This window comes from Streptomyces sp. NPDC088733, assembly GCF_044751185.1.
Lineage (GTDB): Bacteria > Actinomycetota > Actinomycetes > Streptomycetales > Streptomycetaceae > Actinacidiphila.
In genome coordinates this window covers 120,463-137,224 of sequence record NZ_JBIVLH010000001.1, presented here as the reverse complement: position 1 = coordinate 137,224, position 16,762 = coordinate 120,463, and the positions used below count along the sequence as shown (strand labels likewise).

At 71.5% G+C, this 16,762-nt stretch carries 14 protein-coding genes; 6 read left to right on the top strand and 8 right to left on the bottom strand.

All coding sequences use genetic code 11. The features are described from left to right. Positions 1–43: 43 nt before the first annotated feature. The gene (locus tag ACIP64_RS00525; protein ID WP_401580262.1) at positions 44–1,207 is read right to left on the bottom strand and encodes a DUF3103 family protein; all 1,164 of its coding nucleotides are present in this window, start codon (positions 1,205–1,207) and stop codon (positions 44–46) included. A 303-nt stretch (positions 1,208–1,510) separates the two neighbouring features. Beyond that, positions 1,511–2,125, bottom strand: coding sequence for a TetR/AcrR family transcriptional regulator (locus ACIP64_RS00520; protein ID WP_401580260.1), 615 nt, complete (start codon positions 2,123–2,125; stop codon positions 1,511–1,513). 189 nt (positions 2,126–2,314) lie between these two features. Here ACIP64_RS00520 and ACIP64_RS00515 point away from each other — a divergent pair, with 189 nt between their 5' ends. From ACIP64_RS00515 to ACIP64_RS00500, 4 genes are all read left to right on the top strand, one after another. Further along, positions 2,315–3,271: a tetratricopeptide repeat protein gene (locus tag ACIP64_RS00515; RefSeq protein ID WP_401580258.1), complete on the top strand. Its 957-nt coding sequence runs from the start codon at positions 2,315–2,317 to the stop codon at positions 3,269–3,271. A gap of 638 nt (positions 3,272–3,909) precedes the next feature. Next, the gene (locus ACIP64_RS00510; protein ID WP_401580256.1) at positions 3,910–4,536 is read left to right on the top strand and encodes a DUF6230 family protein; all 627 of its coding nucleotides are present in this window, start codon (positions 3,910–3,912) and stop codon (positions 4,534–4,536) included. Positions 4,537–4,632: 96 nt separating this feature from the next. Then, a complete protein-coding gene (locus ACIP64_RS00505) occupies positions 4,633–5,235 on the top strand; it encodes a DUF6114 domain-containing protein (RefSeq protein WP_401580254.1) in 603 nt (200 codons plus the stop codon). Continuing rightward, entirely contained in the window at positions 5,225–6,520 is a 1,296-nt protein-coding gene (locus ACIP64_RS00500; RefSeq protein ID WP_401580252.1) for a hydrogenase expression protein HypF, read from the top strand. Before ACIP64_RS00505 ends, ACIP64_RS00500 begins: the two co-directional genes overlap by 11 nt. Positions 6,521–6,637: 117 nt before the next feature. Here ACIP64_RS00500 and pyk read toward each other — a convergent pair whose 3' ends face one another. The 3 genes from pyk to pta all read right to left on the bottom strand — a co-directional run bounded on the left by pyk (position 6,638) and on the right by pta (position 11,451). Further along, complete coding sequence (pyk, locus tag ACIP64_RS00495) at positions 6,638–8,062, bottom strand: pyruvate kinase (protein WP_401580250.1); 1,425 nt, start codon at positions 8,060–8,062, stop codon at positions 6,638–6,640. A gap of 108 nt (positions 8,063–8,170) precedes the next feature. Further along, a complete protein-coding gene (locus ACIP64_RS00490; protein WP_401580248.1) occupies positions 8,171–9,322 on the bottom strand; it encodes an acetate kinase in 1,152 nt (383 codons plus the stop codon). After that, entirely contained in the window at positions 9,319–11,451 is a 2,133-nt protein-coding gene (gene pta / locus ACIP64_RS00485) for a phosphate acetyltransferase (protein WP_401580246.1), read from the bottom strand. The genes ACIP64_RS00490 and pta overlap by 4 nt, the downstream gene beginning before the upstream one ends. A 176-nt stretch (positions 11,452–11,627) precedes the next feature. Between pta and ACIP64_RS00480 the strand changes: the two genes are divergently transcribed. Then, positions 11,628–12,653, top strand: a complete 1,026-nt coding sequence (locus tag ACIP64_RS00480; RefSeq protein WP_401580244.1) for an ATP-dependent 6-phosphofructokinase — start codon at positions 11,628–11,630, stop codon at positions 12,651–12,653. A gap of 7 nt (positions 12,654–12,660) precedes the next feature. On the opposite strand, the gene ACIP64_RS00475 is transcribed toward ACIP64_RS00480, so the two are convergent. The 3 genes from ACIP64_RS00475 to ACIP64_RS00465 form a co-directional block, all read right to left on the bottom strand. Then, positions 12,661–12,858 (bottom strand): hypothetical protein, encoded by a 198-nt coding sequence (locus ACIP64_RS00475; RefSeq protein ID WP_401580242.1) that lies wholly within the window; start codon positions 12,856–12,858, stop codon positions 12,661–12,663. Between the two features lie 67 nt (positions 12,859–12,925). Next, the gene (locus ACIP64_RS00470; RefSeq protein WP_401580241.1) at positions 12,926–13,609 is read right to left on the bottom strand and encodes a response regulator; all 684 of its coding nucleotides are present in this window, start codon (positions 13,607–13,609) and stop codon (positions 12,926–12,928) included. Further along, positions 13,606–15,246 carry an ATP-binding protein gene (locus tag ACIP64_RS00465; RefSeq protein ID WP_401580239.1) on the bottom strand — a complete coding sequence of 547 codons (1,641 nt, stop codon included), beginning with the start codon at positions 15,244–15,246 and terminating at the stop codon, positions 13,606–13,608. The genes ACIP64_RS00470 and ACIP64_RS00465 overlap by 4 nt, the downstream gene beginning before the upstream one ends. Positions 15,247–15,388: 142 nt before the next feature. Between ACIP64_RS00465 and ACIP64_RS00460 the strand changes: the two genes are divergently transcribed. Next, positions 15,389–16,753, top strand: a complete 1,365-nt coding sequence (locus ACIP64_RS00460; RefSeq protein ID WP_360909950.1) for a cation:dicarboxylate symporter family transporter — start codon at positions 15,389–15,391, stop codon at positions 16,751–16,753. The last annotated feature ends 9 nt before the right edge of the window (positions 16,754–16,762 follow it).

Here is a 16,762-nt window from a genome sequence, read left to right as displayed (position 1 = left end):
CCGCCGGCCTCGTGCCGTCGCGGCGCCGTGGCGCCGCTACGACTCAGAACTGCTGCACGAAGTACGGCTCGACGGTCATCCAGCCGTTGCCGCGGGCACCGTAGCGGGTGCCGTTGTCGCTCTGCGCCAGGGTGTACCAGGAGTCGACGTAGTCCGGGTCGTCGGTCCACCAGTCGTCCGGGATCGCGTCCAGGACCGCGTTCACCAGCGGGATGTAGGTGCCCTGGTCGGTGATGGTGAGCAGCGCCGTGGCGATGGCCTTGGCCAGGTCGCGGTAGTTGGTGCTGCCGTCCTCCTCCATCATCACCGCGTCGGCGAGGTTGTACTTGTAGTTCGACCAGTTCACCAGGATCTGGTTGGGCCGGTAGACCGTGCCGTCGTTGTCCAGGTACGGCATGTCGACGGGGTCGACGCGCACGGCGCCGTCCTGACCGAAGCCGGTGACCAGGGTGTAGATCTCGGCGTCGCCCTTGACCCAGGGCTCCTCGTCGTCCGACAGCTCGACCGAGGTGATGCGGGTGGTCCAGAAGCCGCCCGTGGCCGCCGCCTGCGCCCGCGAGCCGGCCGCCGGGGCCTGCGCGCGGGACGGGGTGGCCTTGGCGGAGGCCACTCCGTAGCGGGTCAGCTCCTTGTTCATCACGGCCAGGCCGGCGGCCAGCGCCTTGGAGCCGTCGATGTCCACGACGTACACCGGGTGCGTGGGCGCCTTGCGGGCGTCCAGCGTGTGGGTACGGCCCTGGCTGTCCCAGGCGGTGACGGTGGCGGCGTCGTCGTCCAGGGAGGCCGCGGTCACCCACGGCGCCGCACCGGCGGCCAGCGCCGCGCGCATGGAGTCGTCGCCGAGGCGCAGCCGCAGCAGCGGTCCGACGCCGGCGTCCAGGCCCTTGGCGGCGGCGATCCGCCGGTCGGCGGCGGCCAGTTCGGTCTTCAGGGAGCCCCGGGCCTGGCCGGCCAGGGTGGTGACGGCGACGTCGCCGGAGGCGAGCGCGGCCTTGCCCACCCGGGCGCGCCAGGCGGTGTCGGTGAGCGAGCCGGCGATCGCACGAGCCGCCTGCTCCTCGGCCGCGGAGACCGCGGAGGCGGGCGTGTGGGGGTGCGGGGCGGCCGTGGCGGGCAGGGCGCTCACGGTCTGGCCGGCCGTCAGGGCGAGCAGTGAAGCGGCGAGGGAGACGACGGCGCCGCGCCGACGAGGGTGATGACGTCTCACGTGGATCGATCCTCCTGGGGGCGAGCGATCAACTGACGCACTGTCAGGTCGAAGCAGTGCGCAACTGTGCTGAGCTGGGCAGAACTTCATGAAGCTGTGCGGAAATGCGCGGAACTGTGCGGAACCGGTGAGGAATCTATGCGAGTAGATACCCGCGGGTAAGCATGGCGGTGCCATGACATCGCGGCAAGACCCCGGCGCCGCGGGATTGATGAACTTCCGGGAACGCCCGCAGGAAGACGTCCTGCCGAACGGCGGGCGAACGCAAGGGAGTTGCGTCGGCGGTGCGGCGGCCCGGGACGATCAGCCGGTGGCGGCCGACAGCCCGCCGAGCAGGACCGCGGTGAAGCGCGCCGCCCAGTCGGCGTCCACCGGCTCGCAGGAGACGAGCGTGCGGTGCACGACCGCCCCCGCGATGACGTCGAAGACGAGGTCGACCTGCGGCGCCGGGTCGCCCTCGTCGGGCGGGATCTCGCCGCGGGCCTGGGCGCGTTGCCGGCCCTGGACCACCAGCCGCTTCTGCCGGTCCACGATCGCCTCGCGGATCCGCTGCCGCAGCGCCACGTCGTGCGTGGCCTCGGCGACCACCGCCATCAGCGCGGTCTTGGTGGCGGGTTGCTCCAGCAGGGCCGCGAACTGCAGGACGACGCCCTCCACATCGGCCCGCAGGCTGCCGCGGTCGGGGAGTTCCAGTTCGTCGAAGAGCGCGGCCACCGCGTCCACGACGAGTTCGCTCTTGCCGGCCCAGCGGCGGTAGAGAGTGGTCTTGGCCACCTTGGCCCGCGCCGCGACGTCGCCCATGGTCAACTTGGACCAGCCGGTCTCGACCAGGGCCTGCCGCGCGGCGTCCAGGATCGCCCGGTCGGCCTCCGCACTGCGGGGGCGGCCGGTTCGTCGTCCTGTTTCACGCGGGCACATGGCTGGGCACCCTATCCCCGTTGCGCTGTGCGCGACCATGGAGTTACGCTACGGCGCGTATCGAAACAGTCGGCAGCCACGAGGCGTGGGCGGGGACCCCGCGTCGTGCTTCCGGCGTCAAGACGCGCCATGGCGGCGCTTCCGGGGGGCGATTCCCCGGGAACCGCGACGAGGGGGGAGGATTGGTCCATGCAGCCACGGAACATGTCCATGAGCGGCGTGGTCGACCTCGCCGCGGTGAAGGCGGCCGGTGAGGCCAAGGCAAAGGCCGAGCAGGCCCGCGCGGAAGCCGCCCGCACCGGGGGAGTACCCGCCCCCGCTTTGGTGACCGAGGTCACCGAGGCCACCTTCGAGACCGACGTCCTGCAGCGCTCCACCGAAGTCCCGGTCGTCGTCCACTTCTGGACCGACCGTGCGGACGCCAGCGTGCAGTTGCAGGACGCGCTGGAGCGGCTCGCCGCCGAGTACGCGGGCCGGGTCGTCGTCGCCAAGATCGATGTGTACGCGAACCAGCTGCTGGTGCAGCAGTTCGGCGTGCAGGGGATTCCCGCGGTGTTCGCGGTGCTGGCCGGCCAGGCGATGCCGCTCTTCCAGGGCGCGGCGCCGGAGGACCAGATCCGCGAGGTGCTGGACCAACTGGTCGCCGTCGCCGAGCAGCGCTTCGGCATCGTCGGCACCCCGGTCGAGGGCGGGGTGCCCGCCGCGCCGGCCGAGGAGCGCCCGCCGAGCCCGCAGGAGCTGGCGCTGACCGCGGCACACGACGCGCTCGACCAGGGCGACCTCGGCGGCGCGATCCAGGCGTACCGCAATGTGCTGTCCGGGGAGCCGGGCAATGTCGAGGCGAAGCTGGGCCTGGCCCAGGCGGAGCTGCTGCAGCGGGTGGAGGGAGCCGACCCGCACGCGCTGCGCAAGGCCGCCGCGGACCACCCCGACGACGTGCAGGCGCAGATCGCCGTGGCCGATCTGGACCTGGTGGGCGGACATGTGGAGGACGCCTTCGGACGGCTGGTGGACGCGGTGCGCCGCTCCACGGGTACGGACCGTGACGCGGCCCGGATGCGGCTGCTGGAGCTCTTCGAGGTGATCGGACCGGACGACCCGCGGGTGACCGCGGCCCGCTCGGCACTGGCCCGGGTGCTCTTCTGATCCCGTCGCGCCCTTGATCGCTTGAGGTCGCGCCGACCGTCCCCACCTCGAAAGACCTTTCGAGCCGAATGCGGCATCGGCCGCGCTTTACCAAATCTTGATGAAGTGCGGCCGATGTTACTTCCGGTAAGAGAGTGACGGACATCTGTCCGGATCTATCACCCCTTGAGGCAATTTCACACCCTCAACGCAACTACCCTGCGTAGTCGATCTGGTCCAGACCATACTGACTGGGTTATCGCACCGTTACCCGCTAGTAACGAAGCCCCTTGTGCAGCGGCCCCGAATGGACCACGATCGGCCAAGCTCGGTCCGTTGCCGAGGTGTCGGCATCCAGCCGCCCGCTCGTCGTACGGGTCCCCACCGGGCCGGGGCGCGAAGGCTGTGCCAGCAGCGGCCGCGTCACGTGGACAGGGGGGTCTCTGCCACCCGGCAGGGCCTGTCCAGCAGGTTGCGCGAGAGCGTGGCCAGTGGTTGTCGCTCGGGGGTGATCGCCGATTTCCGGACAACGCCGTCCGCCATCCCGCGTGACGGCCGTCTGTACGGCGCTCTCCTTCCCGAGGACGTAGCTCTTCTCCCATCCCGCCGCAATCCCCACGATTCCGGCCGGAGATGTACGTCCGAGAAGGAGGAAAGTCATGGAGTCGCTCATTCGCGGCGGTACCAGATGGAAGCGGTTCGCCGTTGTCATGGTGCCGAGCGTCGCGGCCACCGCCGCGATAGGCGTGGCCCTGGGCCAGGGCGCGCTTGCCGCGTCGTTCAGTGTGTCCGGCCAGCAGTTCAAGGTGAAGGCCGACAGCCTGCACGGTGAGGGCTTCGTCCAGTACGGAGCCATCGACGTCCAGCACGGCGGCAGGCCGATCCCGGTCGCGGTCTCCGCGTTCAGTAACGCCACGATCTCCGGCCTGTGCCAGTCCGTCGTGGTTCCGGTCCCCGTCTTCGGCGATGTGACGCTGAAGCTGGGCGCCGGCAACGGTGACAAGAAGGTGGAGGCGAAGAACCTCTACATCGACCTGGACCAGCTGAACGCTGACGCCACGTTCACCAACATCAACATCGGCGTGGCGGCCGGGGACAGCAAGAAGGGTCCCGGCATCAAGACCGGCGACCAGTCGGACCCGGGTTCCTTCGCGCAGGAGGCCGACTCGGCCGACCTGACCGACGTGAGGCAGACCGCCTGGGCCACCAGCGCGGGAACCTTCAAGCTCAGCGGGCTGAGCATGTCGGTCAAGAAGGGCTCGGGCGCAGGCTACGAGTGCTTCTAAGCACCACCAGGGGGGTGAGGGGCGCGGGACGCCCCTCACCTTTCCCCACCCACTCGCTTTTTTCTTTGTAACGCCAGTCCCAGGGAGCAGTTTTCCATGAGCGCCGAGACACATGGACTGAGCGGGTTCGACTATTGGCGGTTCCGGTTCCGCGTGTGGCGCGGGCAGCGGCCGTTCTGGGCGGGCCTGCTGACGGTTCTGGCCGGACTGCCCATCGCCTATTTCCCGTACGCCAACATCACCCTTGGCTCGCTCAGCCTGACCATGGCCACCACGGCCGGCTCCGGTTCGCTGATCATCGGCGTGCTGCTGGTCGTCCTCGGTCTGACCATGTGGTTCCAGTCGGCGGTCCGGGTGTTCGCGGGCATCGCCTCGATCCTGCTCGCCCTGGTCTCCCTGGTGGTCTCCAACTTCGGCGGCTTCTTCGTGGGCTTCGTGCTCGGGCTGGTCGGCGGAGCGCTCTCCGTGGCCTGGGCCCCGGGTGTCGCGCCCGCCGAGGGCGGACCGCAGGCGGCGGAACTGCCCGGTGGCGGCGCGGGGTACGACGGCGACACCGGCTACGTGCCCCCGCCGGACTCCCCCTACGCCAAGGCGTACGGCGAGTACCCCGCCGAGGCGCCGGCCGGCAGCGCTGCGCAGGAGCCGGAGGACGGCACAGAGCGAACCGCAGACGCGAACGGGAGGCACAGTGCGGGGTGATGAGGATCAGCCGGCTTCCGCTGCCGCTGGGAACGGCACCCGTGTGAGACCGGGGCCGCGGCACGCGGCCCCGCGGAAGTCGCTGCTGACCAAGCTGCAGATGCCGGCGGGCAAGGCGATAGCCCTGGCCGCGATGCCGACGGCGGTCCTGATGGGCATGGGACTGACCCCGAGGCTGGCCTCTGCCGACGAACTGCCGAAGAACCCGTTCTCCGGTACGAAGTGCGTGGAGCAGCCCGACGAGCCCTCGCCGTCCTCGACGCCGACGAGCAGCACGCCGAGCGGTGACACGAAGCCGGACAAGCCGCAGAAGCCGGAAACGCCGGAGACACCGAAGCCCTCGGTGACCCCGACGACCGGTCCGTCCGACCCCGGCTCCGGCACGGGCGCCGGCGACGGCAAGGACGACACCGGCAGCGGTGGTTCGACGGGTACGACGGGCACCCCGTCCACGCCCGCGACCCCGTCGGTGAAGCCGTCCTCCAAGCCGCTGGACCCGCTGGGCCTCGGCGACGCGCTGGGCGACCTGCTGGGCGTCAACAAGAAGGGCACCGAGTCCGCCCCGGCGGACACCGAGCCCTCCGCGACCGCCACGCCGACCCCGAGCGCCACGTCGCAGACCCCGCAGGCCGGCAGCACGAACACGTCGACCGTCAAGTCCGTCAAGGACACCACCGACGCGGTCAGGAAGGCGCTGTCCGAGGCCACCAAGGCCGCGGACGACGCCACCGGGAAGGCGACGCAGAAGCCGGCCGACACCCCGAGCCCCCTGGTCACGTCGGCGGACGGGAAGACCCCGTTCCCGTGCCCGACGCACGACGCACAGGCTCTGGCCGACGCCGCGTACCAGGAGACCCCCGCGCTCCTCGCGGACGACGCCTGGATACTGCACAGCAGTGTGCTGACCCTCACGGGCCTGGACTACAAGGGCATCGTCGAGGTGAAGACCTGGAGCGGGAAGACCAAGCCGGTACTGAAGTTCACGGCCTCCACCCTGGACATCAAGGACCTGCACCAGGAGGTCTTCTACCCGGGCGGCGTCGTCGGCCACGTCGAGGCCCGCAAGGGCAGCACGTCCACGATCCGCGGCGGCACGGTGACGATGTACACCGAGTCGCTGAAGGGCAACCTCTTCGGGCTCATCCCGGTCGAGTTCACGCCCGACACCCCGCCGCCGGTCAATGTGCCGGTCGCCTTCTTCACCAACGTCACGGTGAAGCAGGCCGGGCAGTTCGGCGGCACGCTCACGATCCCCGGTATGCACGTCTACAACACCAAGGGTTGATCGAACCCCGGACCCTTCGGGAGCCGCACACGGCGGAGGGCGCCCACCCCTTGCGGGGGAGGCGCCCTCCGCCGTTCTCCCGGACCCGCGGTGCGGGCCCGGGAACGGCCGGCCTGCTCAGACGGCGCGGTGGCCGAGGTGGTGCACCCGCACCAGGTTGGTGGTACCGGCCTCACCGGGAGGCGAGCCGGCGGTGATGATCACCGTGTCGCCCTCGGTGTAGTCGCTGAGCTTGAGCATCTCCTCGTTGACGATCTCGACCATCTCGTCGGTGGTGTTGACGTACTGCACGACGGTGGTCTGCACGCCCCAGGTCAGCGCCAGGTAGTTGCGCGTGGACTCGTCGGTCGTGTACGCGACCACCGGCTGCGGCACGCGGTAGCGGGCCAGCCGGCGCGCGGTGTCGCCGGACTTGGTGAAGGCGACCAGCGTCTTGGCGTCCAGGTAGTCCGCGAGCTCGGCGGCGGCACGGGCGACGGCACCGCCCTGGGTGCGCGGCTTGCGGCCGTTGAGCGGCCACAGGCCCTGCTTGAGCAGCTCGACCTCGGCGGCCTCGATGATCCGCGACATGGTCTTCACGGTCTCGATCGGGTACTTGCCGACGCTGGACTCCGCGGACAGCATGACCGCGTCCGTGCCGTCGAGGATCGCGTTGGCGACGTCGGAGGCCTCGGCGCGGGTGGGGCGGGAGTTGGTGATCATCGACTCCATCATCTGGGTCGCCACGATCACCGGCTTGGCGTTGCGGCGGCACAGCTCGATGAGCCGCTTCTGCACCATCGGGACCTTCTCCAGCGGGTACTCCACCGCGAGGTCGCCACGGGCCACCATGACGGCGTCGAACGCCGCGACGATGTCCTCCATGTTGTCGACCGCCTGCGGCTTCTCCACCTTGGCGATGACCGGCACGCGGCGGCCGACCTCGTCCATCACGCGGTGGACGTCGCGGATGTCCTTGGCGTCGCGCACGAAGGAGAGCGCGACCATGTCGGCGCCCATCCGCAGCGCGAAGCGCAGGTCCTCGATGTCCTTCTCGGACAGCGCCGGGACGTTGACGGCCGCACCGGGCAGGTTGATGCCCTTGTGGTCGGAGATGACACCGCCCTCGACGACCAGGCAGCGCACGCGGGCGCCGTCGACCTCGGTCACGCGCAGCGCGACGTTGCCGTCGTTGATCAGGACGGGGTCGCCGGACCGCACGTCGCCGGGCAGGCCCTTGTAGGTGGTGCCGCAGATGGTCTTGTCGCCCGCCACGTCCTCGGTGGTGATGGTGAACTCGTCACCGGCGACCAGCTCCACGGGGCCGTCCGCGAAGGTCTCCAGGCGGATCTTGGGGCCCTGGAGGTCGGCCAGCACACCGATGGCACGCCCGGTCTCCTCCGAGACCTTGCGCACTCGGTGGTAGCGCTCCTCGTGCTCGGCGTGGCTGCCGTGGCTGAAGTTGAAACGGGCCACGTTCATCCCGGCTTCGGCCAGCGTTTTCAGCTGGTCGTAGGAATCGACGGCGGGACCCAGGGTGCAGACGATTTTCGCTCGGCGCATGAGGACGATCCTATCAATTTGTTCCGCTCCGGAATTTTCCCGTGCGGGGGAGTCGTGGACGGTGCGGACGGCGGCCATAGACTAGAGCCTCCAGGTGACCTGGAGACGTCACCGACCGGTCACCAGCGCGTACGTCTGCCGGGCGATCTCGTGCTCCTCGTCGGTCGGGACCACTGCCACCGCCACCGTGCTGCCGGCGGCGGACACCAGCCGCGCCGAGCTCGCCCGCACCGCGTTGCGCACCCCGTCCAGTTCGATGCCCAGGACCTCCAGGCCCCGCATCGCGGCCTCCCGCACGGCGGCGGAGTTCTCCCCGACACCCGCGGTGAAGGCGATCGCGTCCACCCGGCCCAGGACGGCGGTGTAGGCGCCGACGTACTTGCGCAGCCGGTGCACGTAGACGTCGAAGGCCAGCTGTGCCGCCTCGTCGCCCTCCGCCATCCGCCGGCCGATCTCCCGCATGTCGTTGTCGCCGGACAGGCCCAGCAGACCGGACCGCTTGTTGAGCAGGACGTCCACGTCGTCCACCGACATCCCGCCCACGCGGGTGAGGTGGAAGACCACGGCCGGGTCGACATCACCCGAGCGGGTGCCCATGACCAGGCCCTCCAGCGGGGTCAGGCCCATGGAGGTCTCCACGCACACGCCGCCGCGCACCGCGGACGCGGAGGCGCCGTTGCCGAGGTGCAGCACGATCACATTGACCTCGGCGGGGTCCTTGCCCAGCAGCGCGGCCGTGGCCCGGCTGACGTACGCGTGCGAGGTGCCGTGGAAGCCGTAGCGGCGCACCTGGTGGGCGTCGGCGGTCTCCCGGTCGATGGCGTAGCGGTACGCGGCCTCGGGCAGCGTCGAGTGGAAGGCGGTGTCGAAGACGGCCACCTGCGGCAGGTCCGGGCGCATCGCGCGGGCCACCTTGATGCCGGTGATGTTCGCCGGGTTGTGCAGCGGGGCGAGCGGCACGAGCTCCTCGACGGCCGCCAGCACGGCGTCGTCGACCAGCGTCGGCTCGGTGAACCGGGTGCCGCCGTGCACCACGCGGTGCCCCACGGCGGCCAGTTCGGGGGAGTCCAGGCCGAGGCCGCGGGCGGCCAGTTCGTCGGCGACGGCCTTCAGCGCCTCCGCGTGGCCGGCGACCCCGCCGGGCTCACCGATGTGCTCCACGATCCCGGCCGCCGGGCGGCTGCCGTCGGCCATGTCGATGAGCTGGTACTTCACCGACGAGGAGCCGGAGTTGAGGACGAGGACGCGGGTCGCGGTCACAGTGCCTTCCTGGGGTCGGTCGGGGCGGCGGGGGCAGCCGGGCCTGCCGCCGCCTGCTCGCCCTGGGCCTGGATCGCCGTGATGGCGACGGTGTTGACGATGTCCTGCACCAGCGCGCCGCGCGACAGGTCGTTGACGGGCTTGCGCAGGCCCTGCAGCACGGGGCCGACGGCCACGGCGCCGGCCGAACGCTGCACGGCCTTGTAGGTGTTGTTGCCGGTGTTGAGGTCCGGGAAGATCAGTACGGTGGCCTTTCCCGCCACCTCCGAGCCGGGCAGCTTTGTCTCGGCGACCTGGGCGTCCACCGCCGCGTCGTACTGGATCGGGCCCTCGACCAGCAGCTCCGGGCGGCGCTCGCGGACCAGTTCGGTGGCCCGGCGCACCTTGTCGACGTCGGCGCCCGAGCCGGAGGTCCCGGTGGAGTACGAGAGCATCGCCACCCGCGGCTCCACCCCGAACTGGGCGGCGGTCTCGGCCGACTGGATCGCGATGTCCGCCAGCTGCTCGGCGTCGGGGTCGGGGTTGACCGCGCAGTCGCCGTACACCAGCACCTTGTCGGCCAGGCACATGAAGAAGACCGAGGAGACGATCGAGGCCTCCGGCACGGTCTTGATGATCTCGAACGCGGGACGGATGGTCGCCGCGGTGGAGTGCACCGCGCCGGAGACCATGCCGTCGGCCAGGCCCTGCTGCACCATCAGCGTGCCGAAGTACGACACGTCGGCGACGACGTCGTAGGCGAGTTCGTAGCTCACGCCCTTGTGGGCGCGCAGTTTGGCGTACAGCTCGGCGAAGCCCTCGCGCAGCGGCGAGGTCTGCGGATCGGTGAGCACCAGGCCGGGGACGTCCACGTCGATGCCGAGTTCGCCGGCCCGCCGGCGGATGGCGTCCTCGTTCCCCAGCAGCACGATGTCGCACACATTGCGGCGCAGCAGCACCTCGGCCGCGTGCAGGATCCGCTCCTCGGCGCCCTCCGGCAGCACGACGCGGCGCCGGCCGGAGCGGGCCCGCTCGATGAGCTCGTGCTCGAACATCATCGGGGTGACGCGCTCGCCGCGGACCACCGACAGCCGCTCGCTGAGCTCGGCGCTGTCGACATGCGTCTCGAAGAGGCCGAGTGCCGTCTCGGCCTTGCGCGGAGTGCCCGCGCCGAGCTTCGCCTCCAGGGCGAACAGCTCGGCGGCCGTCGGGAAGCTGCCGGTCGGCACGGACATCACCGGGGTGCCGGGGGCGAGCCGGGCGGCCAGCGCCATGATCTCGGGGCCGGGCACCTCGTCGAGGGTGAGCAGGATGCCCGCGATGGGCGGGGAGCCGGCCGAGTGCGCGGCGAGCGAACCGATGATGAGGTCGGCGCGGTCGCCCGGGGTGATCACCATGCAGCCGGGGGTCAGCGCGCGGATGAAGGTGGGCAGCATCGCGCCGCCGAAGACGAAGCCCAGGACGTCGCGGGAGAGCCCGCCGGCGTCGCCGAGCAGCACCTCCGCGCCGAGGGTCTCGACGATCTGGGAGACCGTCGGCGCCGACAGCGCGGGCTCGTCCGGCAGCACGTAGGCGGGGACCGGCAGCAGCCGGCGCAGCCGCCCGGCGACCTCGTCCAGGGCCTCCCGGGGCACCCGGTTGGCGATCATGGCGACGATGTCGCAGCCGAAGCCGCTGTAGGACTGGTGGGCGTTGCGCACCTCGTCCACCACCGACTCCGCGGTCTGGTCGCGCCCGCCGACCACCGGGACCACCGAGGCCCCGAACTCGTTGGCGAGGCGGGCGTTGATACCCATCTCGCCCGGCAGGTTCGTCTCGTGGAAGTCCGAGCCGAGCACGAGCACGGTCTCGTACTCCCGGGCCACCAGGTGGTAGCGCTCGACGAGCACGGCGATCATCGCGTCCCGGCCCTGCTCGGCCTGGAGCGCCGCGGCCTCCTCGTAGCTCAGGCCGAAGGCGGTCGCCGGGTCCTGGGTGAGCCGGAAGCGGCTGCGCAGCAGCTCGAACATCCGGTCGGGGGTGTCGTGCACCAGCGGGCGGAACACGCCCACGCGGTCGACCTGGCGGGTGAGCAGCTCCATGACGCCGAGCTCGACGACCTGCCTGCCGTCCCCCCGGCCGACCCCGGTTACGTACACGCTGCGCGTCACGCGCTCTCTCCGTTCCTGCCGGGCAGCATCTCTGGTCGGTCGCACATCACCCATTCGGGTGAGGGATGCCTCTTGACATTACAGTCCGCTGTGCGTAAGACGCGCGGTGGGTCAGGCACGGATCTACGATGCGAAAGAGGCGACCTGGGACGCTACCGGAGGGAGCGCGGAGCGCCATGCGTATCGGAGTCCTCACCGCGGGTGGCGACTGCCCGGGGCTCAACGCAGTCATCCGTTCGGTGACCCATCGCGCGTTGACGTACCACGGCGACGAGGTGATCGGGTTCGAGGACGGCTTCAAGGGACTGCTGGAGGGCCGCTACCGCACCCTGGACCTGAACTCCGTGAGCGGCATCCTGGCCCGCGGCGGCACGGTGCTCGGCTCCACCCGCCTGGAACGCTCCCGGCTGCACGAGGCCGCCGACAACTGGCGTACGGTGTGCGCGGACTACGGCCTCGACGTGCTCATCCCCATCGGCGGCGAGGGCACCCTCACCGCGGCCCGGCTGCTCGCCGAGGCGGGCATGCCGGTCGTCGGCGTCCCCAAGACCATCGACAACGACATCTCGGCCACCGACCGCACCTTCGGCTTCGACACCGCCGTCACCGTGGCCACCGAGGCCATCGACCGGCTGAAGACCACCGCCGAGTCGCACCAGCGCGTCATGGTCGTCGAGGTGATGGGCCGGCACGCCGGATGGATCGCCCTGGAGTCCGGGATGGCCGGCGGCGCCCACGGCATCTGCCTGCCCGAGCGGGCCTTCGACCCCGCCGACCTCGTCGCGATGGTCGAGGAGCGCTTCGCGCGGGGCAAGAAGTTCGCCGTGGTCTGCGTCGCCGAGGGCGCCCACCCCGCCGAGGGCACCATGCCGTACGTGCACGGCGAGATCGACGCCTACGGCCACGAGCGCTTCGCCGGCATCGGCACTCGGCTCGCCGTCGAGCTGGAGCAGCGTTTGGGCAAGGAGGCCCGCCCGGTCATCCTCGGCCACGTCCAGCGCGGCGGCGTCCCCACCCCCTACGACCGGGTCCTTGCCACCCGCTTCGGCTGGCACGCCGTCGAGGCCGCGCACAAGGGCGCCTTCGGCAACATGACGGCGCTGCGCGGCACCGCGATCGAGCTGGTGCCGCTGGCGGAGGCCGTGACGGTGCTCAAGCGGGTCCCGGAGGACCGGATGCGGGAGGCGGAGTCCGTGTTCTGACGGGCCGTCATCGTGCGGGTACTGTCGGCCGGCGTGCCGTCGAGGCCGCGCGCGCCTTCGGCGGCGTGACGGCGTTGCGCGGGACCGCGATCGGGCCGGTGCCGGTGCCGGTGCCGGTGCCGCTGGCGGAGGCCGTGACGGTGTCCAGGCGGGTCCCGGAGGACCGGATGCGGGAGGCGGAGTCCGTGTTCTGGCGGGTCGTCAACACGAGTTCCTGCGGGCGCTGTCGGCCGGGACGCCGGCCAGGCCGCGCGCGATTCGGCAACACGCGCTCAGCTCCTGCGTGGGCTCGCCCACCGGTAGGTGAGCTCGGGCCGGCCCACCTGCCCGTACTGCGGGGCCCGCACGGCGCTGCCGACGTCGACCAGGTGCTCCAGGTAGCGGCGGGCCGTGATGCGGGAGACGCCGACCTGCTGTGCGGCGGCGGTCGCCGACAGGCCCTCCCCGGCGTCGCGCAGCGCGGCGGTCACCGCCTCCAGCGTCGGACCGCTCAGGCCCTTGGGGAGCGCCGAGGTCTCGGGGCTGCGCAGTGCCGCCAGCGCGCGGTCCACCTCGTCCTGCCCGGAGGCCTCGCCGCCCGCCAGTTCCTCGCGGTAGCGGGCCCAGCGCTCCAGCCGGTCGCGCAGCGCCGGGAAGGTGAACGGCTTGAGCAGGTACTGCACCACGCCCACCGAGACGGCCTGCCGCACCACCCCCAGGTCGCGGGCCGAGGTCACGGCCACCACGTCCGCGGTGTGCCCGGCGGCCCGCAGCTTGCGCACCACCTGGAGCCCGTGCCCGTCGGGCAGGTTGAGGTCGAGCAGGATCAGGTCCACCTGGTGCCGCTCCAGCGCGCGCAGCGCCGCGCCGCCCGACTGCGCGACGGCCGCGACCTCGAAGCCGGGCAGCCGCTCCACGTACAGGCGGTGCGCGTCGGCCGCCACCGGGTCGTCCTCGACCACCAGCACCCTGATCACGCCGGCACCCCCTGCCGCAGCGGCAGCCGTACGGTGAAGGCCGCGCCGCCGGTCTCGGCGCGGTCCAGGTCCACGGTGCCGCCGGCCCGCCGCGCGGCCTGTTCCACCAGGGCCAGGCCCAGTCCGCGGCCCTCGCTCTTGGTGGTCCAGCCGCGCCGGAAGACCTCGCGCACCGTGGCCGGGTCCACGCCGGTTCCGTTGTCGGTGACCCGCAGCAGCAGCACACCGCCGTCCGCGCGGGCGGTCACCCCCACGTGCGGGCGGGCCGGGCTCCGGCCGGCGCCCTCGATCGCCGCGTCGATGGCGTTGTCGATCAGGTTGCCCAGGACGGTCACCAGGTCGCGGGAGGCCAGCGCGGCCGGCAGCACGCCGTCGTCGATGCGGCTGTCCTCGCTGACGGTCAGTTCGACGCCGCGCTCGCTCGCCTCGGCCGCCTTGCCCAGCAGCAGTGCCGCCAGCACCGGTTCGCCGACCGCCGCCACCACGCGGTCGGTCAGCGCCTGCGCCAGTTCCAGTTCGGCGGTCGCGAACTCCACCGCCTCGTCCGCGCGACCCAGTTCGATCAGCGACACGACCGTGTGCAGCCGGTTGGAGGCCTCGTGGGCCTGCGAGCGCAGCGCCTCGGCGAAGCCGCGCACCGAGTCGAGTTCGCCGGTCAGCGCCTGGAGGTCGGTGTGGTCGCGCAAGGTGACCACGGTGCCCCGGCGTTCGCCGCCGAGCACCGGCGCGGTGCTGACCACCACGACCCGCTCCGCGGTCAGGTGCACCTCGTCCACGCGCGGTTCCGCGGCCAGCAGCGCGCCGGTCAGCGAGGTCGGCAGGCCGAGTTCGGCGACGTACGCGCCGACCACGTCCTCGGGCAGCCCCAGCAGTTCGCGCGCCGCGTCGTTGCAGAGCGCCACGCTGCGGTCCGCGTCCAGCAGGATCAGGCCCTCGCGCACCGCGTGCAACGTCGCCTGGTGGTAGTCGTACATCCGGCTCAGCTCGTCGGCGGCCATGCCGTGGGTGTGCCGGCGCAGCCGGGCGTTGGCGAGGTAGGTGCCCGCGCCGCCGACCGTCAGGGCCGCCAGCGCGAACCCGATCAGGGCGGTCAACTGGTCGCGCACCTGGCCTGTGATGGCCTGGACGGTGATGCCGATGCTGACCAGCCCCACGATGCGGCCGCCGTCGCGGACGGGGGTGACCACGCGCACGGACGCGCCGAGCGTGCCGGTGTAGGTCTCGGTGAACGTCCGGCCGTGCTGCGCCGGGCCTATGTGCCCGAGGAACGGCCGGCCTATCTGGCGCGGGTCGGGATGCGTCCAGCGGATGCCGGCCGGGCTCATGATCGTCACAAAGGCGACACCGGTGTCCTTGCGGACCTGCTCGGCGTACGGCTGGAGCGCGAGCGTGGGGTCCGGGCCGCGGATCGCCGCCGCGACGGAGGGCGCGTCGGCGACCGCCCGCGCCGCCGCCGTCACCCGGTCCTCGGCCGCCGCGACCGCGCGGCTGCCGGCGTTGACGTACACGAGCACGGCGATGCCCGCGACGACCATGGCCACGATGACGACCTGCATCGCGAAGAGCTGCCCCGCGAGGCTGCGCGGGCGCGCGCGGCGCCGCGATCCGGGGCTGCGGAAGGGGGTGAGGACCGGCATGCCCACCAGTGTGCACGCGGGCCGCGAACTCAATGAACGCAAACGTGACCTGGCTCACTGCGCGGGCGCATAGTCACCGGGAGTTATCCGATGGCGGGCGTCAGGGACGGCGCCCGGCTGGACCGAGGAGACAAAGGTGTCAGTGCCGGTGCAGAGCCGCAGCCAGGGTCGAAGGGACCGTACCCACTACCTCTACATCGCGGTGGTCGTCGCCGCGATCGCCGGCGCCGTCTTCGGCCTTGTCGCCCCCGACGCGGCGGTCGAGCTGAAGCCGATCGGCACCGGCTTCGTGAACCTGATCAAGATGATGATCTCGCCGATCATCTTCTGCACGATCGTGCTCGGCGTCGGTTCGGTGCGGAAGGCCGCCAAGGTCGGCAAGGTCGGCGGGCTCGCCCTCGGCTACTTCGTCGCCATGTCCTTCGTGGCGCTGGCCATCGGCCTCGTCGTCGGCAACATCCTCCAGCCCGGCGACGGACTGCACCTGACCGACGCCCTGAAGGACGCGGGCCAGGCCCAGGCCAAGGACGCCCCGGCCGAGTCGCTGCCGGACTTCATCCTCTCGATCATCCCGGTCACCTTGGTCTCGGCGTTCACCGAGGGCCAGGTGCTGCAGACCCTGCTGGTGGCGCTGCTCGTCGGCTTCGGCCTCCAGGCCATGGGCTCGGCGGGCGAGCCGGTGCTGCGCGGCATAGGGCACATCCAGAAGCTGGTCTTCCGCGTGCTGTCCATGATCATGTGGGCGGCGCCGGTGGGTGCCTTCGGCGCCCTCGCGGCGGTGGTCGGCTCCGCGGGCGTCGACGCGCTCAAGGCCCTGGCCACGATCATGCTCGGCTTCTACGTCACCTGCCTGATCTTCGTCGTCGTCGTGCTCGGCCTGATCCTGCGCCTCGTCGCGGGGGTCAACCTCTTCCAGCTGCTGAAGTACCTCGGCCGGGAGTTCCTGTTGATCGTCTCGACCTCCTCCTCGGAGTCGGCGCTGCCCCGCCTCATCGCCAAGATGGAGCACCTCGGCGTCAGCCGCCCGGTCGTCGGCATCACCGTGCCGACCGGCTACTCCTTCAACCTCGACGGCACCATGATCTACCTGACCATGGCCTCGCTGTTCATCGCCGACTCGATGGGCCAGCCGCTGTCCATCGGCCAGCAGATCACGCTCCTGCTCTTCATGATGATCGCCTCCAAGGGCGCGGCCGGCGTCACCGGTGCGGGCCTGGCGACGCTGGCCGGCGCACTCCAGTCGCACAAGCCGGCCCTCGTCGACGGAGTCGGCCTCATCGTCGGCATCGACCGCTTCATGAGCGAGGCGCGCGCCGTCACCAACTTCGCGGGCAACGCGGTCGCCACCGTCCTGATCGGCACCTGGACCAAGGAGTTCGACCGCGAGCGCGCCGAGCGGGTGTTCGCCGGCGAGCTGCCCTTCGACGAGACCACGCTCGTCGACGACGGCCACGGCGAGCCGTCCGCGCCGGTGTCCACCGAGAAGGAGCCGGCCCCGGCGGCCTGAGCGGCCGCC